Origin of the sequence: Pseudomonas jilinensis, from assembly GCF_003586265.1 — a bacterium.
In the GTDB taxonomy this organism is placed as follows: domain Bacteria; phylum Pseudomonadota; class Gammaproteobacteria; order Pseudomonadales; family Pseudomonadaceae; genus Halopseudomonas; species Halopseudomonas phragmitis.
Genome location: NZ_QJSA01000001.1, coordinates 237,460 through 256,642, shown reverse-complemented (window position 1 = coordinate 256,642; position 19,183 = coordinate 237,460). Strand labels below are relative to the sequence as shown.

Annotated in this window: 14 protein-coding genes, 1 tRNA gene and 1 pseudogene; 3 read left to right on the top strand and 13 right to left on the bottom strand. The window is 59.2% G+C overall.

What is annotated here, in order from left to right; genetic code table 11:
• Window positions 1–106 precede the first annotated feature (106 nt).
• Window positions 107–1,384, top strand: a complete 1,278-nt coding sequence (gene purD / locus C2846_RS01110; protein WP_080049727.1) for a phosphoribosylamine--glycine ligase — start codon at window positions 107–109, stop codon at window positions 1,382–1,384.
• 174 nt (window positions 1,385–1,558) lie between these two features.
• Window positions 1,559–4,243, top strand: coding sequence for a response regulator (locus C2846_RS01105; protein ID WP_131038195.1), 2,685 nt, complete (start codon window positions 1,559–1,561; stop codon window positions 4,241–4,243).
• Between the two features lie 255 nt (window positions 4,244–4,498).
• Here C2846_RS01105 and C2846_RS01100 read toward each other — a convergent pair.
• The 8 genes and pseudogenes from C2846_RS01100 to rnr all read right to left on the bottom strand — a co-directional run.
• A pseudogene (locus C2846_RS01100) lies at window positions 4,499–6,664 on the bottom strand (YgiQ family radical SAM protein); the annotation flags it as partial.
• 17 nt (window positions 6,665–6,681) lie between these two features.
• On the bottom strand, window positions 6,682–8,073 hold the full coding sequence (gene dnaB, locus C2846_RS01095) for a replicative DNA helicase (protein ID WP_373279486.1): 1,392 nt from the start codon (window positions 8,071–8,073) through the stop codon (window positions 6,682–6,684).
• 165 nt (window positions 8,074–8,238) lie between these two features.
• Complete coding sequence (gene rplI, locus C2846_RS01090) at window positions 8,239–8,685, bottom strand: 50S ribosomal protein L9 (protein WP_080049724.1); 447 nt, start codon at window positions 8,683–8,685, stop codon at window positions 8,239–8,241.
• A gap of 19 nt (window positions 8,686–8,704) precedes the next feature.
• Window positions 8,705–9,592 (bottom strand): hypothetical protein, encoded by an 888-nt coding sequence (locus tag C2846_RS01085; protein ID WP_080049723.1) that lies wholly within the window; start codon window positions 9,590–9,592, stop codon window positions 8,705–8,707.
• Window positions 9,593–9,630: 38 nt separating this feature from the next.
• Window positions 9,631–9,861: a 30S ribosomal protein S18 gene (gene rpsR / locus C2846_RS01080; protein ID WP_080049722.1), complete on the bottom strand. Its 231-nt coding sequence runs from the start codon at window positions 9,859–9,861 to the stop codon at window positions 9,631–9,633.
• A gap of 41 nt (window positions 9,862–9,902) precedes the next feature.
• The gene (gene rpsF, locus C2846_RS01075; RefSeq protein ID WP_080049721.1) at window positions 9,903–10,328 is read right to left on the bottom strand and encodes a 30S ribosomal protein S6; all 426 of its coding nucleotides are present in this window, start codon (window positions 10,326–10,328) and stop codon (window positions 9,903–9,905) included.
• Between the two features lie 125 nt (window positions 10,329–10,453).
• Window positions 10,454–11,197: a 23S rRNA (guanosine(2251)-2'-O)-methyltransferase RlmB gene (gene rlmB, locus C2846_RS01070; protein WP_080049720.1), complete on the bottom strand. Its 744-nt coding sequence runs from the start codon at window positions 11,195–11,197 to the stop codon at window positions 10,454–10,456.
• Between the two features lie 7 nt (window positions 11,198–11,204).
• Complete coding sequence (gene rnr, locus C2846_RS01065; RefSeq protein ID WP_119700485.1) at window positions 11,205–13,784, bottom strand: ribonuclease R; 2,580 nt, start codon at window positions 13,782–13,784, stop codon at window positions 11,205–11,207.
• A gap of 183 nt (window positions 13,785–13,967) precedes the next feature.
• Between rnr and C2846_RS01060 the strand changes: the two genes are divergently transcribed.
• Window positions 13,968–14,054, top strand: a tRNA-Leu gene (locus tag C2846_RS01060).
• 137 nt (window positions 14,055–14,191) lie between these two features.
• Here C2846_RS01060 and C2846_RS01055 read toward each other — a convergent pair.
• The 5 genes from C2846_RS01055 to hflK all read right to left on the bottom strand — a co-directional run bounded on the left by C2846_RS01055 (window position 14,192) and on the right by hflK (window position 19,154).
• Window positions 14,192–15,481 (bottom strand): adenylosuccinate synthase, encoded by a 1,290-nt coding sequence (locus C2846_RS01055; protein WP_080049718.1) that lies wholly within the window; start codon window positions 15,479–15,481, stop codon window positions 14,192–14,194.
• Between the two features lie 47 nt (window positions 15,482–15,528).
• Window positions 15,529–16,719, bottom strand: coding sequence for an ATP phosphoribosyltransferase regulatory subunit (locus C2846_RS01050; RefSeq protein WP_080049717.1), 1,191 nt, complete (start codon window positions 16,717–16,719; stop codon window positions 15,529–15,531).
• A 35-nt stretch (window positions 16,720–16,754) separates the two neighbouring features.
• Window positions 16,755–16,940: a DUF2065 domain-containing protein gene (locus tag C2846_RS01045; RefSeq protein WP_080049716.1), complete on the bottom strand. Its 186-nt coding sequence runs from the start codon at window positions 16,938–16,940 to the stop codon at window positions 16,755–16,757.
• A gap of 139 nt (window positions 16,941–17,079) precedes the next feature.
• A complete protein-coding gene (gene hflC, locus C2846_RS01040) occupies window positions 17,080–17,952 on the bottom strand; it encodes a protease modulator HflC (protein WP_080049715.1) in 873 nt (290 codons plus the stop codon).
• Window positions 17,952–19,154, bottom strand: a complete 1,203-nt coding sequence (gene hflK / locus C2846_RS01035; protein ID WP_080049714.1) for an FtsH protease activity modulator HflK — start codon at window positions 19,152–19,154, stop codon at window positions 17,952–17,954. The genes hflC and hflK overlap by 1 nt, the downstream gene beginning before the upstream one ends.
• Window positions 19,155–19,183: the final 29 nt, after the last annotated feature.

The following is a 19,183-nucleotide window of genomic DNA, read 5'->3' as shown; positions in this document are numbered from 1 at the left end:
GCAACTGCGCGTGTCGAAGTCACCGGCGCCTTGCATCTACTGGCTTGATCGCGACCTTGTTTCGAGTTGCTAACGGAAAACCCCAAATGAATTTTGAGGTAACAGCATGAACGTATTGATTATCGGCAGCGGCGGGCGTGAACACGCACTGGCGTGGAAAGTGGCGCAGGATGAGCGCGTCGAGAAGGTGTTTGTCGCTCCGGGCAATGCCGGTACCGCCACCGAAGCCAAGTGTGAAAATGTCGCCATTGATGTGCTGGATCTGGACGCGCTGGTGGCCTTCGCCCGCGACAACGTGGCCCTGACCATCGTCGGCCCCGAGGCTCCACTGGTCGCCGGCGTGGTCGATCGCTTCCGCAGCGCCGGGCTGAAATGCTTTGGTCCAACCGCCGCCGCAGCTCAGCTGGAAGGCTCCAAGGCCTTCACCAAAGACTTCCTGGCCCGCCACCAGATTCCCACCGCCGAATACTGCAACTTCACCGAGATCGAACCCGCGCTGGCCTATCTGCGCGAAAAAGGCGCGCCCATCGTGATCAAAGCTGACGGTCTGGCTGCCGGCAAAGGCGTGATCGTCGCCATGACTCTGGACGAAGCCGAAGCCGCCGTGCGCGATATGCTGGCCGGCAATGCCTTTGGCGAGGCCGGTTCACGCGTCGTGATCGAGGAGTTCCTTGATGGTGAAGAAGCCAGCTTCATCGTCATGGTCGATGGCGAGCATGTGCTGGCCATGGCCACCAGCCAGGACCACAAGCGTGTCGGCGATGGCGACAGCGGCCCGAATACCGGCGGCATGGGCGCCTACTCTCCGGCCCCGGTGGTCACCGACGCAGTGCACCAACGGGTCATGGATGAGGTGATCTGGCCAACCGTGCGCGGCATGGCCGCTGAAGGCAATGTCTATACTGGTTTCCTCTACGCCGGCCTGATGATTGATGCCACTGGCGCGCCTAAGGTCATCGAGTTCAACTGCCGTTTTGGCGACCCGGAGACCCAGCCTGTCATGCTGCGCCTGCAGTCGAGCTTAGTGGAACTGGTCGAAGCCGCCCTTGATACACGCCTGGATCAGATTCAGGCCCAATGGGATCCGCGTCCGAGCCTGGGCGTAGTACTGGCCGCCGGCGGCTACCCGGGCGACTACGCCAAGGGCGCGCCAATCAGCGGTTTGAGCGCTGGCAGTGCCGAAGCCAAGGTGTTCCATGCTGGAACCGCCCTGAAGGACGGCCAGATAGTCACCAGCGGTGGCCGCGTGCTCTGCGCTACCGCTCTTGGCAGCAGCGTACGCGAAGCCCAGCAGCGCGCCTATCAGTTGGCCGCAGATATCAGTTGGGACGGTTGCTTCTACCGCAAGGACATCGGCTACCGTGCGATTGCCCGGGAGAGCTGAGGTTCATAGTGGATTGGCCGGCAGGGACAACCTCCCGGCCGACCAATCCATACCGCTTGCCATGGCCATCAGCTATACTCCCGGCAATATACCGAGCCTGAGTTGCCCGATGCCCATGGACAGGACCCAGTCAACGTGACCGCCTATCGGTTGTTAGTCTGCAGCCTAGTTGGCTTGTTTCTGCTCTTCAGCCCCCTGAGTCAGGCCAGCGGCCATCCACAAACCGGCTTACGTACTTTCGTCGACGCCAGTGGTGAGCTGGATCTGGCCGACATGCTTTCCAACCGTTATATCAACCGCTTCGTTCCCGCTCCGCCAGGACCTCTGCAACTGCCCGGCCAAGGTGCCGCCCTGTGGCTGATGCTGCCACTGGCCGACAATCACCCTAAGTGGCTGGAACTGGACAACCGGGTTATCCCCAGTATCCACTTCTACCTGCTCGAAGACGGTATTCCACGTAGCCGCTTCCACACCGGCGCCTATCAGCCGCCCAGCCAGCGCCCACTTCCCCATGCAGCATTCAGCTTTCCAGTCGAACCCCAGGCTGAAAGCCAGGCCGTCATCTACCTACGTCTGCACAGCGACTATGCCATGACTACCGGCCTGCACCTGCACGATACCCCAACAGCCATTGCCGAACACACTCTGGGGCAGGCCCTGAGCGGAATCCTGGTCGGCCTGATGCTAGCCATTATGCTCCATGGCCTACTCCAGGGCCTGGTTGGTCGCGACTTGTTACACCTGCTGCTGGCCCTGAGCGGACTGATTCTCAGCCTGTCCAGCCTGGGTACGATAGACTGGGCTGCCCGCCAGATTCCTCTGCTATACGGTCCGGCCAGCGATTTTCTCCACTTGCTGGCCATGCCGATCATTCTGCTATTGACTCTGGGCATGCTACCCGAACGCGACCCCACTCCAGCCCGTCGCGCCGTACTGGCCGGGGCGCTGCTTTGCGCCGCCTGTGCTTTGCTTGCCGCGCTGCAACCGGGGCTGATGCCGCATCTGTCCAGCCTGCTGCATCTGGGCGTACCACTGTTCACCATGGCCCTGATCGGTCATCTGTGGCTGCGCCAACAAGGTATCGACCGGACTTTCCTGTTTGGCGCGCTATTGATGATCGCCAGTTGGCTGGTGGAGACCGAACAATTACAGTTGGTTCACCACCAGAATCTGGCCGATTTCGTACTCTGGCTGGCCCTCGTCAGTTTTGCCTGGAGCCTGCACAAACGCCTGCAGCGCCAGCTTGCCAACCAGCGGCGCAGCAACAGCGCCGAGGCCACCCACCAAGCCGAGCGCCGGGCCAAAGCCGAGTTTCTGGCCCGCATCAGTCATGAAATCCGCACCCCTATGAACGGGGTACTGGGCATGAGCGAGCTGCTGCTCGATACCGCGCTGTCGGCCAAGCAACGCGATTACGTACAGACCATTCACAGTTCAGGCAATGACCTGCTCAACCTGATCAACGAAATTCTCGACATGTCACGCCTGGAATCAGGGCAACTGATTCTGGAAAACGTCCAATTCGACCTGCATGCGCTGGTCAATGACTGTTTGGATATTTTCCGCAGCCGGGTCGATGGTCACAGTCTGGAACTGATCAGCTTCGTCCATCCAGAGGTACCCAGAACCCTACAGGGTGATCCGACTCGCTTGCGCCAGATTCTGCTTAACCTGCTCACCAACGCCCTGCGCCACACCAGCCAGGGAGAGATCATGCTGGCAGTAGCCCTGGAAAAGAAATCCCGCGATGAACAGGTACTGCGCTTCGCGGTTCAGGACAGTGGCACCAGCATGCCCAGTGAAGCCCGTGACTGCCTGCTGCGCGCCGACCCGGGCCGCAGTCAGGCCGGACCATATGACGGCAGTGGGTATCTTGGCCTGGCCATCAGCCGTCAGCTCATCCATATGATGCACGGCCAACTCGGCATCAAGCAGGGCAACGAACAGGGCAATACGGTCTGGTTCACCCTCCCCGCTCAAGCAGTCACAAGCCAGACTGAACCCGACAGTGAGGGTCGCTGCCTGCAGGAGCGCAGCGTACTGATCGTCGACGACAACGCCACCTGCCGTAAGGTTCTCCAGCAGCAGACCAGCGCCTGGGGCATGCAGCCGCAAGTTGCCGCCAGCGGCAAAGAGGCACTAGCGCTCTTGCGTAGCCAAGCCAACCTGGGCACGCCTTTCGATATTCTGCTGGTCGATCAGTCGATGCCCGGCATGAGCGGCCTGGAACTGGCCAGCCGGCTCAAGGACGACCCCGGCATTCCCGACGACCTGCTGATCATCATGCTGACCGGCATCAATCAGCTTCCCAGTCGCGTGGTGGCTCGCAATGCCGGTATTCGTCGGGTGCTGAACAAGCCGGTGGCCGGCTATACCCTGCGTACCACCCTGATCGATGAGTGGCTCCAGCATCACGAACAAGCCCATACCGAAGCGCTAACAACGGAGTCCGATGCCAGCCTCGGCACTCCGTTTCGGGTACTGATCGCCGAAGATAACAGCATATCGACCAAAGTAATACGCGGCATGCTGAGCAAGCTCAAGATCGATGCGGAAGCCGTCAGCAATGGTCAACAGGCCCTGGAAGCGGCCAAGAGCGGACGTTTTGATCTAATTCTAATGGACTGCGAAATGCCCGAAATGGACGGTTTTACCGCCGCCGAACGCATTCGTCAGTGGGAGCAGCACAACGGTCGTCAGCCGTTGCCGATCATTGCCCTGACCGCACACATCTTGCCGGAACACCGTGAACGGGCACGCAAGGCCGGAATGGACGGCCACATGGCCAAACCGGTCGAACTGTCGCAACTCAAGGAACAGATGAGTTACTGGATTGAGCGCAGGAGCCTGAAAGCCTGAGCGGCTCAGGCATCACATTGAAAGCCTGGGCATCAGCTCACAATCGCTGACAGACTCAGTCGCCACTCCACTTGAGGCGGCGGCATAGCAGGCGAAGACATTACTCATCAGTTTGACAATCGACATGACAGATTCCTCCTGAAGCTGTTTGATCAGCTTAGTTGGCCCATGTCGACAACGCCATTAGAAAGCCTGTATGACCCTCATAGAGAAGCGTCAGCGCCCCGGACGCTGACGTCCCGGCTTACGCTTGGCCGGCTTACCGGCGCCAGTCTCGCGCGGCGGCAGGCCTGTATGCTGGGTCAGAATGCGTCCGGCCTTCTTGCTGCCGAGCGGTGTCGAGTTCTTGCGTCGGGCACTCTGGTAGCCATCGACCGCTGGCTGGAAAGTCGGGATCAACTGATGCTTGCCATTGCCGATCAGATCGGTCCGGCCCATGGCCTTGAGCGCTTCGCGCAGCAGCGGCCAGTTGTTCGGATCGTGATAACGCAGGAAGGCTTTGTGCAACCGGCGCTGACGCTCACCCTTGACGATGGTCACCCCATCACTCTTGTAGGTCACCTTGCGCAATGGGTTCTTGCCACTGTGATACATCGCGGTGGCAGTGGCCATCGGCGAAGGATAGAAGGCCTGCACCTGATCGGCCCGGAAACCATTGCGCTTGAGCCACAGCGCCAGGTTCATCATGTCTTCATCGGTGGTGCCCGGATGCGCAGCAATGAAGTACGGGATCAGGTATTGCTCCTTGCCCGCCTCCTTGCTGTACTTCTCGAACATCTGCTTGAAGCGGTCATAGGAACCGATGCCCGGCTTCATCATCTGATTCAGCGGCCCCTCTTCGGTATGCTCAGGGGCGATCTTCAGATAGCCACCAACATGATGAGTGACCAGTTCCTTGACGTACTCCGGCGACTCCACCGCCAGGTCATAGCGCAGCCCCGAGGCGATCAGAATCTTCTTGACCCCTGGCAACTCACGGGCCTTGCGGTACAGACCGATCAGTGAAGAGTGGTCGGTATTGAGGTTGTCACAGATGCCAGGGAACACGCACGAGGGCTTACGACAGGCTGCCTCAATTTCCGGACTCTTGCAGGCAACCCGATACATGTTGGCGGTTGGCCCCCCCAGATCGGAAATCACCCCAGTGAAACCCGGCACCTTGTCGCGGATTTCTTCGATCTCACGGATGATCGACTCATGCGAACGGTTCTGGATGATCCGTCCTTCGTGTTCGGTGATCGAGCAGAAGGTACAACCACCGAAACAGCCACGCATGATGTTGACCGAGAAGCGGATCATCTCGTAGGCCGGAATTTTCTCACCACCATAGGCCGGATGTGGCACCCGGGCATAGGGCAGCCCGAACACATAGTCCATTTCCTCGGTCGACAGCGGAATCGGCGGCGGATTGAACCAGACCTCCTGATCACCATGGCGCTGTACCAGCGCCCGGGCATTGCCAGGATTGGTTTCCAGGTGCAACACCCGATTGGCATGGGCATACAGTACAGGGTCGCTCTTGACCTTTTCATAAGCCGGCAAGCGAATCACCGTGCGATCACGCTCCAGACGTGGATGCGGCAGCAACTGCACCACCTGCGCACCGTCATCGGCTTCCGGCTCAGGGCCTTTGGCCTGCTCGACCGCACAGGCGCTGGTGTCCTGAGTATTGATATAGGGATTGATGATCTTGTCGATCTTGCCCGGCCGATCGATCCGACTCGAATCCAGCTCAAACCAGCCCTCTGGGCTGTCTCTGCGAATGAAAGCGGTACCACGAATGTCGGTCAACTGTTCGACTGCCTCGCCGCGGCTGAGCCGCTGGGCGACTTCGACCACCGCCCGCTCGGCATTGCCGAACAGCAGCAAGTCGGCCCTGGCATCGACAAGAATCGAGCGCCGCACCTTGTCCTGCCAATAATCGTAGTGGGCGATCCGGCGCAGCGAGGCCTCAATCCCACCGAGGATGATAGGCACATCCTTATAAGCTTCACGGCAGCGCTGACTATAGACCAGGCTGGCCCGATCCGGCCGGCTGCCACCCTTGCCACCAGCGGTATAGGCATCATCGGAACGGATCTTGCGGTCCGCGGTATAGCGGTTGATCATCGAATCCATATTGCCGGCGGCCACCCCGTAGAACAGGTTGGGCTTACCCAGCTTCATAAAGTCGGCCTTGCTGTGCCAGTCCGGCTGACTGATGATCCCGACCCGGAAGCCCTGAGCTTCAAGCAGCCGACCAATCACCGCCATGCCGAACGATGGGTGGTCGACATAGGCATCGCCGGTGACGATGATGATGTCGCAGCTATCCCAGCCAAGCAGATCCATCTCTTCCTGCGACATGGGCAGAAAGGGTGCCGGACCAAAGCATTCAGCCCAGTATTTCGGATAATCGAACAGCGGTCGTGCCGCCGGCATGCTGGGGGCCAACATCATTACTCCTCCCCGTAGCCCTGGTAGGCGCCGGGGGCAAGGTTCTCGAAACGGGTGTACTTACCCAGGAAGGCCAGTCGGCAGGTACCGATCGGGCCGTTACGCTGTTTACCGATAATGATCTCGGCTATCCCCTTGTCTTGGGTGTCCGGGTGATAGACCTCGTCACGGTAGACGAACATGATCACGTCGGCGTCCTGCTCGATCGCTCCGGATTCACGCAAGTCGGAGTTGATCGGACGCTTGTTCGGGCGCTGCTCCAGCGAGCGGTTGAGCTGCGACAAGGCCACCACCGGAGTATTGAACTCCTTGGCCAACGCCTTGAGTGAGCGCGAGATTTCGGAAATTTCGTTGGTCCGGTTCTCCGAACCACTACCACCGATGCGCATCAGCTGCAGGTAGTCGATCATGATCAGGGCAATGTCGCCATGCTCACGGACAATCCGTCGAGCCCGGGCTCGCATCTCCATCGGCGACAGACCAGCGGTATCGTCAATAAACAGCTTGCGGTCGTTGAGCAGGTTTACCGCCGAGGTCAGACGCGGCCAGTCATCATCGTCAAGCCGACCCGAGCGCACCTTGGTCTGATCAATCCGCCCCAGCGACGATAGCATACGCATGATCAACGACTCACCCGGCATCTCCAGCGAGAACACAAGGACGACCTTGTCGCTGCGCAGCACCGCATTCTCGACCAGGTTCATGGAAAAAGTGGTCTTACCCATCGACGGACGACCGGCCACAATCACCAGATCCGCTGGCTGCAACCCGGATGTCATGTTGTCCAGATCGGTGAAGCCGGTCGACAGGCCGGTAATCGAGCCTTCGCTGTTGAACAGCGTATCGATACGATCAATGGCCTTGGTCAACAGGGTATTGACCGACTCGGGACCACCGGTCTTGGGTCGGCTCTCGGCGATAGCAAAGATCTTGCGCTCGGCCTCATCGAGCACCTCGGTCGCCTGCATCCCCTTGGGATTGAAGGCTGTGTCGGCAATATCAGAACTGATGCTGATCAACTGGCGCAAAGTGGCGCGCTCGCGAATGATCTGCGCATAGGTGCCGATATTGGCGGCCGAAGGAGTATTCTTGGCTAACTGCCCCAGATAGGCCAGACCTCCGACCTGATCAATCAGGCCTTCACGGTCCAGCTCCTCGGCCAGGGTCACCACATCAAACGGCATGTTGCGCGCAGCTAGACTGACCAGTGCACGGAAAATAAGCCGATGATCATGGCGGTAGAAATCGTTGTCGCTGACCTGTTCGGCCACCCGATCCCAGGCGCTGTTTTCCAGCATCACCCCACCCAGCACAGCCTGCTCGGCTTCAATCGAGTGCGGGGGAATCTTTAGCGCACTGGTCTGTAAGTCCAGTTCCGCGGTGCTAGCAACCATCGAATCATTCATCGGGACAGACTCAAAACAGCGACATCAGAAAAAGCAACACGGCGCCTGTCTGCGACAAGCGCCGTGTCCAGTCTAGCGGCAAAGTCCAGGCAAATCATCCGCAACGCCTCAACGTTGGCGACAATTGCCCCAGGCCCGCCTCCAGAGCACTGCTTAGCCGGCGATGACGACCAGCTTGACAGTGGCGTCCACATCGGTGTGCAGCTGCAGAGCGATTTCGAACTCACCAATGGCGCGCAGAGCACCTTCGGGCAGACGAACTTCGCTCTTCTCGATTTCAACACCGGCAGCGGTAACTGCGTCAGCGATGTCACGAGTACCGATCGAGCCAAACAGCTTGCCTTCTTCACCGGCATTGGCGGCGATAGTGACAACCAGGCCTTCCAGCTTGGCAGCACGAGCTTCGGCAGCAGCTTTCTTCTCGGCAGCAGCCTTCTCCAGCTCGGCGCGGCGAGCTTCGAAAGCAGCGATGTTATCGGCAGTTGCCTGAGTGGCCTTGCCGAACGGCAGCAGGAAATTGCGTGCGTAACCAGCTTTAACAGCGACCTTGTCGCCCAGGTTACCCAGATTCGCGATCTTTTCGAGCAGGATAACTTCCATTGCGATGACCTCTTGAAATTCAATCTCGGCCGTTCGAGTCGTCACCGTTGCGCGGCCCTTGTGCCGGCGCCATGCGGGAACGAAAATCGAACAGACTATCAACAAACGCCAACAACATAATCAGGGGGAAAGCAAACTGGGCAAAGACCAGCAGCAGCACATAGGTCACTACCAGCCAGGCGCTGCCCAGTCCCTTCAGACCGACCACGCCATGCACCAGAGCCAGACCGGCCAATACCAGCGGTACGCTGGCCACTGGCGACAGCAGGGCCAACTGACCGAACTGCGGACCGAACACGGTCAGTGCCAGCAGAACAATAGCCGCCACGCTCGGCAGGCGTAGACGATGGAACTCCTGACGGAAACCACCAGGGTTATACAACCCGGCCTGCCAGGAACGACCAATCATCAAGGCTACCAGCGCCATCATGGCGTGTACTGCGCCCATCAGGCCAGCCAGCAGCGGTACCAGCAAGCGCTCCAGGCGCGCCAGTACCGCACTATCGAGTTCGCCCAGCATCTGCGGCAACAACTGCTGAATCTGCCCGGCCAGGGCCTGCAGCGGCTCAGCCAGAAACAGCATCAGCACCAGGGCGTATACCAGCCCCAGCGGTACTGCCGCCAACACTACCGGCACCCAGTCACTGCGCTGACGCAGCAACACAGCCAGGCCCACACTACCAGCAAGCACCAGCAGCGGCGTCAGATCGCCTACAAAAGCCCAGGCCAGCGCTGGCAGCGCGCCCCAGACCATGACCGGCATGGCATCAGCCAGCCCCCGGCGCAGCACGATCAGTGCCAGCGCAGCAGCGCCCAGCCAGAACAGCAACGGAACGGCAGTCGAAACAGCCACCGCCAGGGTGGCCTGTTTGCGACCACGCATGATGTATTCCGCTAACGCGCGCATACCGGTTAAAACCCCTGATTACCTGTGACCGTTAACGATCAACGGCCGTGGCTATCGGTGTAAGGCAGCAGAGCCAGGTAGCGGGCGCGCTTGATAGCAGCAGCCAGCTGACGCTGATACTTGGCCTTGGTACCGGTGATACGGCTGGGTACGATCTTGCCGGTTTCGGTGATGTAGGCCTTCAGGGTGTTGAGATCCTTGTAATCGATCTCTTTTACGCCTTCAGCGGTGAAACGGCAGAACTTTCTGCGACGGAAAAAACGTGCCATGGCAGCGTCTCCTTAAAATTGGAAAAAATGAACCGGAAAACTTACTCGTCGTCGCCGTCTTCGGCGTCGTTGCTGTCAGCATCGTTATCGCTGTCGTTATCGCTATCAGCGCGCTCACGACGCTCACGACGCTCACCACGACCACCATCTTCGGGCTTGAGCATGTCAGACTGTTCGGTGATGGCTTCGTCACGACGGATGACCAGGTTACGAATAACCGCATCGTTGTAACGGAAGTTCTCGGTCAGTTCTTCCAGGGCATTGGCGCTGCACTCTACATTCAGCATGATGTAGTGAGCTTTGTGGATCTTGTCGATCGGGTAAGCCAGCTGGCGACGGCCCCAGTCTTCCAGGCGATGGATCTTGCCACCATCTTCCTCGATGAGCTTGGTGTAACGCTCAACCATGCCGTTAACCTGCTCACTCTGGTCCGGATGAACCAGGAATACGATTTCGTAATGACGCATAGGTGCTCCTTACGGGTTATAGCCAGCCGCCCAATACGGTCTGGCAAGGAGTGGAACATAGGATTGGGCCGGCCATTCTAGAGAACGACCGGGTTACTGGCAAGGGAAAACGCTGGCGCAACCGATCAAGGCTGCGAACGCTGGCGAACCGCCTCGAACAGACAGATACCGGTGGCAACCGAGACATTGAGGCTACTGACACTGCCAGCCATCGGCAGCTTGGCGAGAAAATCACAGTGCTCACGGGTCAAACGGCGCAAGCCGCTGCCTTCAGCGCCCATGACGATCACCGTAGGCACACTCATATCGACCTGATAGATCAACTGTTCGGCCTCGCCGGCAGCGCCGACCACCCACAGTCCACGCTGCTGCAACTGCTTAAGGGTGCGGGCCAGATTGGTCACGGCGACCAGAGGCACGGTTTCCGCCGCACCACAGGCCACCTTGCGCACCACCGGCGTCAACCCGGCGGAACGATCCTTGGGAATAATCACCGCCTGCGCCCCGGCGGCATCGGCGCTGCGCAGACAGGCTCCCAGATTATGCGGATCGGTGACGCCGTCGAGCACCAGCAGCAGTGCCGGTGTATCCAGCTTGTCGAGCAGGTGTCCGAGCATTTCCTCAGACCAGAGCTGGCTCGGTGCAACCTCTGCTACCACGCCCTGATGTACACCATCGGCCAACTGCTCCAACTCGTCAGCCCCCACCCGCTCAAGCTTCAGCCCCTGCGACTCGGCCAGATCCACCACAGCCTGCACCCGCCCATCCAGGCGACCACGCTGCAACAGCAGACGCTTGACCCGCTTGGGATTGCGCTGCAACAAGGCCTGCACCGCATGCAGGCCGAATACATATTCCTTGTCACTCATTTACTATCTACCTGGCCTTGCGTTTACGCGGTGCCCGCCCACCCGGAACCCCCTTGTCGGCAGTCGGCTTGCCCTTGCCCGGCGCCGGAGCCCTGGCTGTCGCCGACTTGCCGGTCTTGGCTTTTTTGCCTGCGACCTTTGCGCCTGACTTGCCCGAGCCCTTACGCTCCGACCTGCCTTTGCCTTCGGCCTGACGCACTTCGGCCATCAACCGTTCGCGCACTGCACGACTGGCATTCGGGTCGGGCTTGAGCGATCCGGCATCGACCACCAACTCGAAATCAATCTTGCGATCATCCAGATCAACCCGAGCCACCTTCACCCGCACCAGATCGCCCAAACGGAAGCTGCGCCCGGCGCGCTCGCCGGTCAGGCGATGGTGAATCTGATCGAAGTGGTAATAGTCGGCCGGCAAGGCGGTGATGTGCACCAACCCTTCGACATAGATGTCACGCAACTCAACGAACAGACCAAAGTTGGTCACCGCAGTCACCAGACCGTCGAAGTCCTCGCCGACCCGATCCTGCATGAACTCACACTTGAGCCAATTGACCACATCACGGGAAGCCTCATCGGCACGCCGCTCGTTCTGCGAACACTGAACCCCCAACTGATCGAGTTGCGGCAATTCATAGGGGTATATCCGCGCCTTGGGAATCACCCCACCACCAGCGCGTTGCACCCGGTCGGTCTTGCGCCGCGAGCGGATCACACTACGAATGGCGCGGTGAGTCAGCAAGTCCGGATAGCGCCGGATCGGCGAGGTGAAATGGGTATAAGCCTCGTAATTAAGGCCGAAGTGCCCAGCATTGTGCGGGCTATATACCGCCTGACTCAGCGAGCGCAGCATCACCGTCTGGATCAACTGGGCATCAGGCCGGCTCTGGATTTTCTGCAATACCGCACTGTAATCCTCGGGCGTGGGATCGCCCTTCTTGCGCGTCAGACTCAGACCCAGCGCCGACAAGAACTGACGCAGGCGCTCGAGCTTTTCCGCCTGAGGAGCATCGTGCACACGGTACAGCGCCGGAATTTCCAGCTCCTGCATGAAGCGCGCGGTGGCAACGTTGGCCGCCAGCATGCACTCCTCGATAATCTTGTGCGCGTCATTGCGCGTGGTCGGCAGAATCTCGGCGATCTTGCGATTCTCGCCAAACAAAATCCGCGTTTCTGTAGTTTCAAAATCAATCGCGCCACGCCCCTGACGAGCCTTGAACAGCGCCTTGTAGAGCTCGTAGAGATCCTTGAGGTGCGGCAGTACCGTAGCGAACTCCTGACTGAACAGCTTGCCTTCCTTGCTACGCGGGTGCTCAAGCATGGCCGAGACCTGGTTATAGGTCAGCCGGGCGTGAGAGTGTATCACCGCTTCGTAGAACTGGAAATCAGTCAGCTCGCCGTGCTTGGAAATAGTCATTTCGCAGACCATCGCCAACCGATCAACATGCGGATTGAGCGAGCACAGACCGTTGGACAAGGCCTCAGGCAACATCGGGATCACTTCGCTGGGGAAATACACCGAAGTACCACGCAGCTCGGCTTCGGCATCCAGCGCCGAACCAATAGTCACATAGTGAGACACATCGGCAATCGCCACATACAGCTTCCAGCCGCCGGAAAACAACTTCCAGCCGCTGGCCTTGTGCGGTTCGCAGTACACTGCGTCATCGAAGTCGCGAGCGTCCTCACCGTCGATGGTGACCAGCGGCAGGTGACGCAAGTCGACCCGTTTGAGCTTATCTTTTTCTTCAACATAATCCTTGAGCCGGGCGGCTTCATCCAGCACCGCCTGCGGCCAGACGCTGGGGATATCGTAGCTACGCAGAGCCACTTCAATCTCAACCCCGGGCGCCATGTAATCGCCCACTACCTCAAAGACTTCACCCTGCGCCGGCCGGTGCAGAGTCGGCCACTGGGTGATCCGCACTTCCACGTACTGACCATGCACGGCTTGGCCGGCACAGCCCGGCGGAATCAGCACTTCATGATTGATCTTGGCGTTATCAGCCACCACGAAGGCAATGCCGTTTTCCTCATAGAAGCGCCCAACCAGGTATTCGTGGGCCCGCTCCAGTACCTCGACGATCGCACCTTCGCTGCGTCCGCGGCGATCAACTCCGGTGACCCGACCCAGCACTCGATCACCATCGAATACGAAGCGCATCTGAGCCGGACCGAGGAACAGATCTTCCCCGCCTTCATCAGGCACCAGAAAACCGAACCCGTCACGATGACCAACCACCCGCCCCTTGATCAGGTCGAGTTTGTCAACGGGAGCATAAGCCCCGCGCCGGGTATAGATGAGCTGGCCATCACGCTCCATGGCTCGCAGGCGACGACGCAAGGCTTCGATCGCCTCGTCATCGTGCAAACCAAACTCGGCCTGTAGTTGAGCCCGGGTCGCCGGCGCACCGCGCTCGGCCAGCAGCCGCAGAATCAGTTCGCGACTGGGAATGGGGTTGTCGTATTTCTCCGCTTCACGCTGGGCGGCCGGATCGAATTGAGTCCAGTCGAGTACCCCGGCGGAGTCGGGGAAACCAGCGTTGCTCGGCACGGAGGCCGAGGCTTTGGATTTGCTTTTCTTCGTCATAGACACCTATTGAACCGCGAAACGACGTTTCATGCACCTTTTATCAATAGCCGTGAATTTTTTTTGCAAACAGGGGTTTACAAGCCCTCCACAGCTTCGTATTATGCGCGCCGTCGACAGGGAAACAGTTGAACACAGCTAACCAAGACTGGTTAAGCTTAGTTCAAACAGCCCAAACGGCACGCCCAGGTGGTGAAATTGGTAGACACGCTAGCTTCAGGTGCTAGTGGCCTTACGGCCGTGGAAGTTCGAGTCTTCTCCTGGGCACCAATTCAAGAAACCGAGTCCTTGTGACTCGGTTTTTTCGTTTCTGCTCCACAACCCTTCTTAGCAGAACACACTTGCTCCCTGCGTGCCGTAAACAGCAAAAAGGCGCCCGCAGGCGCCTTTGGCTTTTTACTCTGCGCTCAGAAAACCTGGCGCAGAATAATGGTCTCGTTCCGATCCGGACCGGTCGAGATAATATCGATCGGTGCACCAACCAACTGCTCGATCCGCTCGATATAAGCCCGGGCATTGGCCGGCAACTGCTCCATGGTCTTGGCCCCGACAGTCGATTCGTGCCAGCCAGGCACATCCTCGTACACCGGCTCCAGGCCGATATAGCTGTCAGCATCGGTCGGCGCTTCGATCACAGCACCCTCGGCATTGCGATAACCCACACAGATGCGAATCACGTCCAGACCATCGAGTACGTCCAGCTTGGTCAGACACAAGCCGCTGATACTATTGATCTCGATTGCCCGACGCAGAATCACTGCATCGAACCAGCCGCAGCGACGCGCACGCCCGGTGGTCGAACCAAACTCATGACCACGCTCGGCCAGGCGTGCACCAACATCATCGAACAGCTCGGTCGGAAACGGACCAGAACCAACCCGCGTAGTGTAGGCTTTGGTAATGCCCAGCACATAATCCAGATACAACGGACCAAAACCCGAACCAGTAGCGGTACCACCAGCCGTGGTGTTGGAGCTGGTCACAAACGGATAGGTGCCGTGGTCGATATCCAGCAAGGAGCCCTGCGCACCCTCGAACATGATATTGGCGCCCTTGCGACGCAACTCATGCAGATGCGCAGTCACATCGGTCATCAGCGGCGCCAGCCACTCGGCATAGCCCATGGCCTCATCCAGAGTCTTCTGGAAGTCGATCGGATCGACCTTGTAGTAATGCTGCAGCGCGAAGTTGTGGTAATCCAGAACCTCACCCAACTTGGCAGCAAAGCGCTCACGATGAAACAGATCAGCCACTCGCAGACCGCGACGCGAGACCTTGTCTTCATAGGCCGGACCAATACCGCGCCCGGTAGTGCCGATCTTGGCCTCACCGCGAGCCTTTTCCCGAGCCTGATCCAACGCCACGTGATAGGGCAGAATCAGCGGACAGGCCGGGCTGATACGCAGGCGCTCACGCACCGGCACGCCGCGCTCTTCAAGCTGGGTCAACTCCTTGAGCAACGCCTCAGGCGACAGCACCACGCCATTACCAATCAGGCACATGACGTTGTCACGCAGGATGCCCGATGGAATCAGATGCAGCACGGTCTTCTGGCCATCAATCACCAAGGTGTGACCGGCATTGTGTCCGCCCTGATAACGCACCACGGCAGACACCTGATCGGTCAGCAGATCAACGATCTTGCCCTTACCCTCATCGCCCCACTGAGTGCCCAGAATGACAACATTCTTACCCATGTTCAGCTATTGCCTCGTTCGTAATGGACTGGCCCACGGCCATTGAATCAGTTAACCAGCGCCACGACCTGCCAGCGGTCGTGACTGAAACGCAGAATTCGATCACACCCATGCTCACGGGCAGCGCCATCGAGCTGCCCCGGCAGCGCGACAATTACCCGTTCGCCCGCCGCCCGCAAAGCGGCCACCTCAGCCTGTAGTCCAGGTTCCTCGGCATAGGGCGCCCAAATACCCGCCGAGCGTCGACCCCGAGCCACCTGCCCCCGCTCGACCAGGAACCGCAAATCGGTGGAAAAGCCCGTTGCCGGACGGGCACGACCGAAGTCGCGACCGATATCATCATAGCGACCGCCCTGCGCAACACTCTGACCCACCCCTGGCACAAACGCCGCAAACACGACGCCCGTGTGGTAATGATAGCCACGCAGCTCACCCAGATCGAAGTACAACGGTACATCCGGATAACGCCTGGACAGCGTCTGAGCAATCTCACTGAGGTCATCCAGCGCAGCCATCACCGATTCCGGCGCACCATCGAGCAGGGCATGAGCCCGTTCCAGCACCTCAGTCCCACCAGACAGCTCGACCAGGCTGCAGAGCATGGCCGCCAATGAAGCCTGGCCGATCTGGGCGGTTAGCACCTTGACCTCATCGACAGCTTTGCGCTGCAACGCATCGAACAGCGCGCGCTCAGCCACTTCATCGAGACTGGCGGCCTGAACCAAACCACGATAGATGCCAACATGGCCGATATCCAGATGCACGCCCTCAACCTGACAGGCGGTCAGGGTTTCCAGCATCAACGACATGACCTCGATGTCACTGGCACTGGAGGCGTCGCCATACAGCTCGGCACCCAGTTGAATCAGACTCCGGGCAGTAGACAGCGGTCTTGGCAGGGTATGCAGCACGCTACCGCAGTAGCACAGGCGGCTAGGGCCTTCGGCACCCAGGGTGTGAGCATCAATCCGGGCAACCTGCGGAGTGATGTCGGCGCGCAGACCGAGCATGCGCCCGGAAAGCTGATCGATCATCTTGAAGGTTTGCAGCTCCAGATCATGCCCGGCGCCGGTCAGCAGGGACTCCAGATACTCGATATGAGGGGTGATGACCAGGTCATAGCCCCAACAGGCGAACAGGTCCAGCAGTTGGCGACGTGCGGCTTCGATACGGGCGGCCTCTTCGGGCAGCACTTCCTCGATGCCATCGGGCAACAGCCAGCGATCAACAATCGGCATTTTCACAACCTTTCATTCGCGATGGCGGGCGATGGTCAGCGTATCAGATACAGCAAGGCGGTGCCGGTCAGCATGCTGGCCAACCCGATCACTCGCAACTGGCGATCACTGACCTGACTTACCGTGATCAGCATACGCTTCCAGCGAGCCGGTGCCAGAAACGGCATCAACCCCTCGATCACCAGCACCAGGCACAATGCTGTCGCCAGACTCTGCCACATTGCCCCACCCTTCGATTTGCCGGGTACCCGGAAAGAGCACGCCGGTCACAAAAAAGCCGGGATTTCCCGGCTGCGCGATTGTAACACGTTTTTTTCCAACCACACCCGCCGAAGCGACGGGTGTGGTTGCTCAACAGACTCAGCGTCGCTGTGCACCCTGCAAATACTTAAAGAACTCGCTATCCGGATCCAAAATCAGGATATCCGACTTGCTGGCAAAGCTCTCACGGTAGGCCTGCAAACTGCGGTAGAACGAGTAGAACTCGGGATCTTTCTGGTAGGCCTCGGCATAGATAGCCGCTGCCTGCGCATCACCATCACCACGAATCTGCTCGGCTTCACGGAAGGCCTCAGCCAGGATGACCCGCTGCTGACGGTCGGCATCAGCGCGAATACCCTCACCCAGTTCTCGACCCTTGGCACGGTGCTCACGCGCTTCGCGCTCACGCTCGGTGCTCATCCGCTCAAATACGCTGCGGTTGACCTCGCGCGGAAGATCGATAGCCTTGACCCGCACGTCCAGCACTTCGATCCCCAGCTCACGCTGGGCGCTGGTATTGAGCGTAGCAGTGATATCGGCCATCAACTGATCGCGCTCACCGGATACCACCTCATGCAAGGTCCGACGTGCCACTTCGTTGCGCAGCCCTGACTCCAACTGGCGCGACAACCGCTCTTCGGCAATCGAACGCAGACCCGAGGTCGCGGTATAGAAGCGCTGCACATTGGCGATCCGCCACTTGGCGTAGGAATCGACCATCAGCGCTTTCTTTTCCAGAGTCAGATAACGCTGGGTCGCGGTATCCAGGGTCAGCAAGCGGCCGTCAAACAAATGTGCCTCTTGAACGAACGGCAATTTGAAGTGCAGACCCGGACTCAGATCGTCGCGCACAACCTTACCAAACTGCAGGACAATGCCCCGCTCGATCTGGCTAACCACGAAGAAACTTTGCCAGCCAACCACCACCAGAACCAGAGCGGCAATCAGCCCAAACATCGACTTGTTACTCATCAGCGGGTCTCCCTGGAACGCAGATCACGCTGCTGCAATTGAATGGGCAGGCGAGCGGTGCCGGTGTCAGCGCCACTTGCCGAAGCTGAACCACTTGGACTGGCGGAAGCACCAGCTCCCTGCTGAATCAGCCGATCAAGCGGCAGATAGAGCAAGTTGTTGTTGCCATCGCCACTGGAAACCAGAACCTTGCTGGTGTTCTGCATCACATCCTGCACCGTTTCCAGGTACATGCGCTCACGCATGACGCCAGGCGCCAGACGATACTGTTCGACCAACAGATTGAAGCGCTGGGCTTCACCATCGGCGCGAGCCACGACTTCATCACGATAACCGTTGGCCTCTTCCAGCAGACGCTGGGCCCGACCGCGTGCTTCAGGAATCACGCTATTGGCGTAAGCCTCGGCCTGATTGCGCTCACGCACCTCGTCCTCACGGGCCCGGATCACGTCATCGAACGCATCCTGAACCTCGGCCGGTGCCTGGGCGCTTTCGATGTTGACCTGCACTACGGTAATGCCGGTGTTGTACAGATCCAGGTAGCGCTGCAGACGCTCGGTCACTTCAACCCCCATCTGCTCACGACCTTCGGTCAACACCTGATGCATAGAGGTCGAGCCGACCACATGACGCAGGGCACTCTCGGTAGCATGACGCAGACTGGTCTCAGGATCTTCGACCTTGAGTACAAAGTTCTCCAGATTGGAGATCCGATACTGAACCGCCAGCGGCACTTCAACGATGTTTTCATCTTCGGTCAGCATTTGACCGGCTTGCCGATAGGAACGTACCTGGGTCACGTTGCGTTGAAACTTGCGCTCAACCGGCGGGAAGTAAAGGTGCAGACCCGACTCGACGGTACGATTGTATTCACCGAAGCGCAGAATCACTGCCTGCTCCTGCTCGTCAACCATGTAGACCGCATTGAACAGCCAGAAAACAAACAGAATCAGGCCGGCAATGGCCCACAGCCCCTTGGGAATCCCCTGACCGCCACCTGCGCCGCGACCACCGCCCTTGTTGTCATCACCGCGCTTGTTGCTGCCGAACAGATTGTTCAGGCTGTCCTGCAGCTTGCGCAGTGCTTCATCGAGATCCGGCGGACCTTGTTTGCCACCACGGTTACCACCGCGGTTACCGCCGCTTCCCCAGGGATCCTGGTTATTCGAATTGTTACCACCACCAGGCTCATTCCAGGCCATAGCGTTCTCCGTTGTCCAAACCACCATCG

Coding starts and splice junctions, on each gene's coding strand:
- rpsF (WP_080049721.1), bottom strand. CDS start 10,328: ATGCGTCATTACGAAATCGTATTCCTGGTTCATCCGGACCAGAGTGAG.
- hflK (WP_080049714.1), bottom strand. CDS start 19,154: ATGGCCTGGAATGAGCCTGGTGGTGGTAACAATTCGAATAACCAGGAT.
- C2846_RS01050 (WP_080049717.1), bottom strand. CDS start 16,719: ATGCCGATTGTTGATCGCTGGCTGTTGCCCGATGGCATCGAGGAAGTG.
- C2846_RS01085 (WP_080049723.1), bottom strand. CDS start 9,592: ATGCGCGCGTTAGCGGAATACATCATGCGTGGTCGCAAACAGGCCACC.
- purD (WP_080049727.1), top strand. CDS start 107: ATGAACGTATTGATTATCGGCAGCGGCGGGCGTGAACACGCACTGGCG.
- C2846_RS01045 (WP_080049716.1), bottom strand. CDS start 16,940: ATGTGGCAGAGTCTGGCGACAGCATTGTGCCTGGTGCTGGTGATCGAG.
- C2846_RS01055 (WP_080049718.1), bottom strand. CDS start 15,481: ATGGGTAAGAATGTTGTCATTCTGGGCACTCAGTGGGGCGATGAGGGT.
- rlmB (WP_080049720.1), bottom strand. CDS start 11,197: ATGAGTGACAAGGAATATGTATTCGGCCTGCATGCGGTGCAGGCCTTG.
- rnr (WP_119700485.1), bottom strand. CDS start 13,784: ATGACGAAGAAAAGCAAATCCAAAGCCTCGGCCTCCGTGCCGAGCAAC.
- hflC (WP_080049715.1), bottom strand. CDS start 17,952: ATGAGTAACAAGTCGATGTTTGGGCTGATTGCCGCTCTGGTTCTGGTG.
- rplI (WP_080049724.1), bottom strand. CDS start 8,685: ATGGAAGTTATCCTGCTCGAAAAGATCGCGAATCTGGGTAACCTGGGC.
- rpsR (WP_080049722.1), bottom strand. CDS start 9,861: ATGGCACGTTTTTTCCGTCGCAGAAAGTTCTGCCGTTTCACCGCTGAA.
- dnaB (WP_373279486.1), bottom strand. CDS start 8,073: ATGGTTGCTAGCACCGCGGAACTGGACTTACAGACCAGTGCGCTAAAG.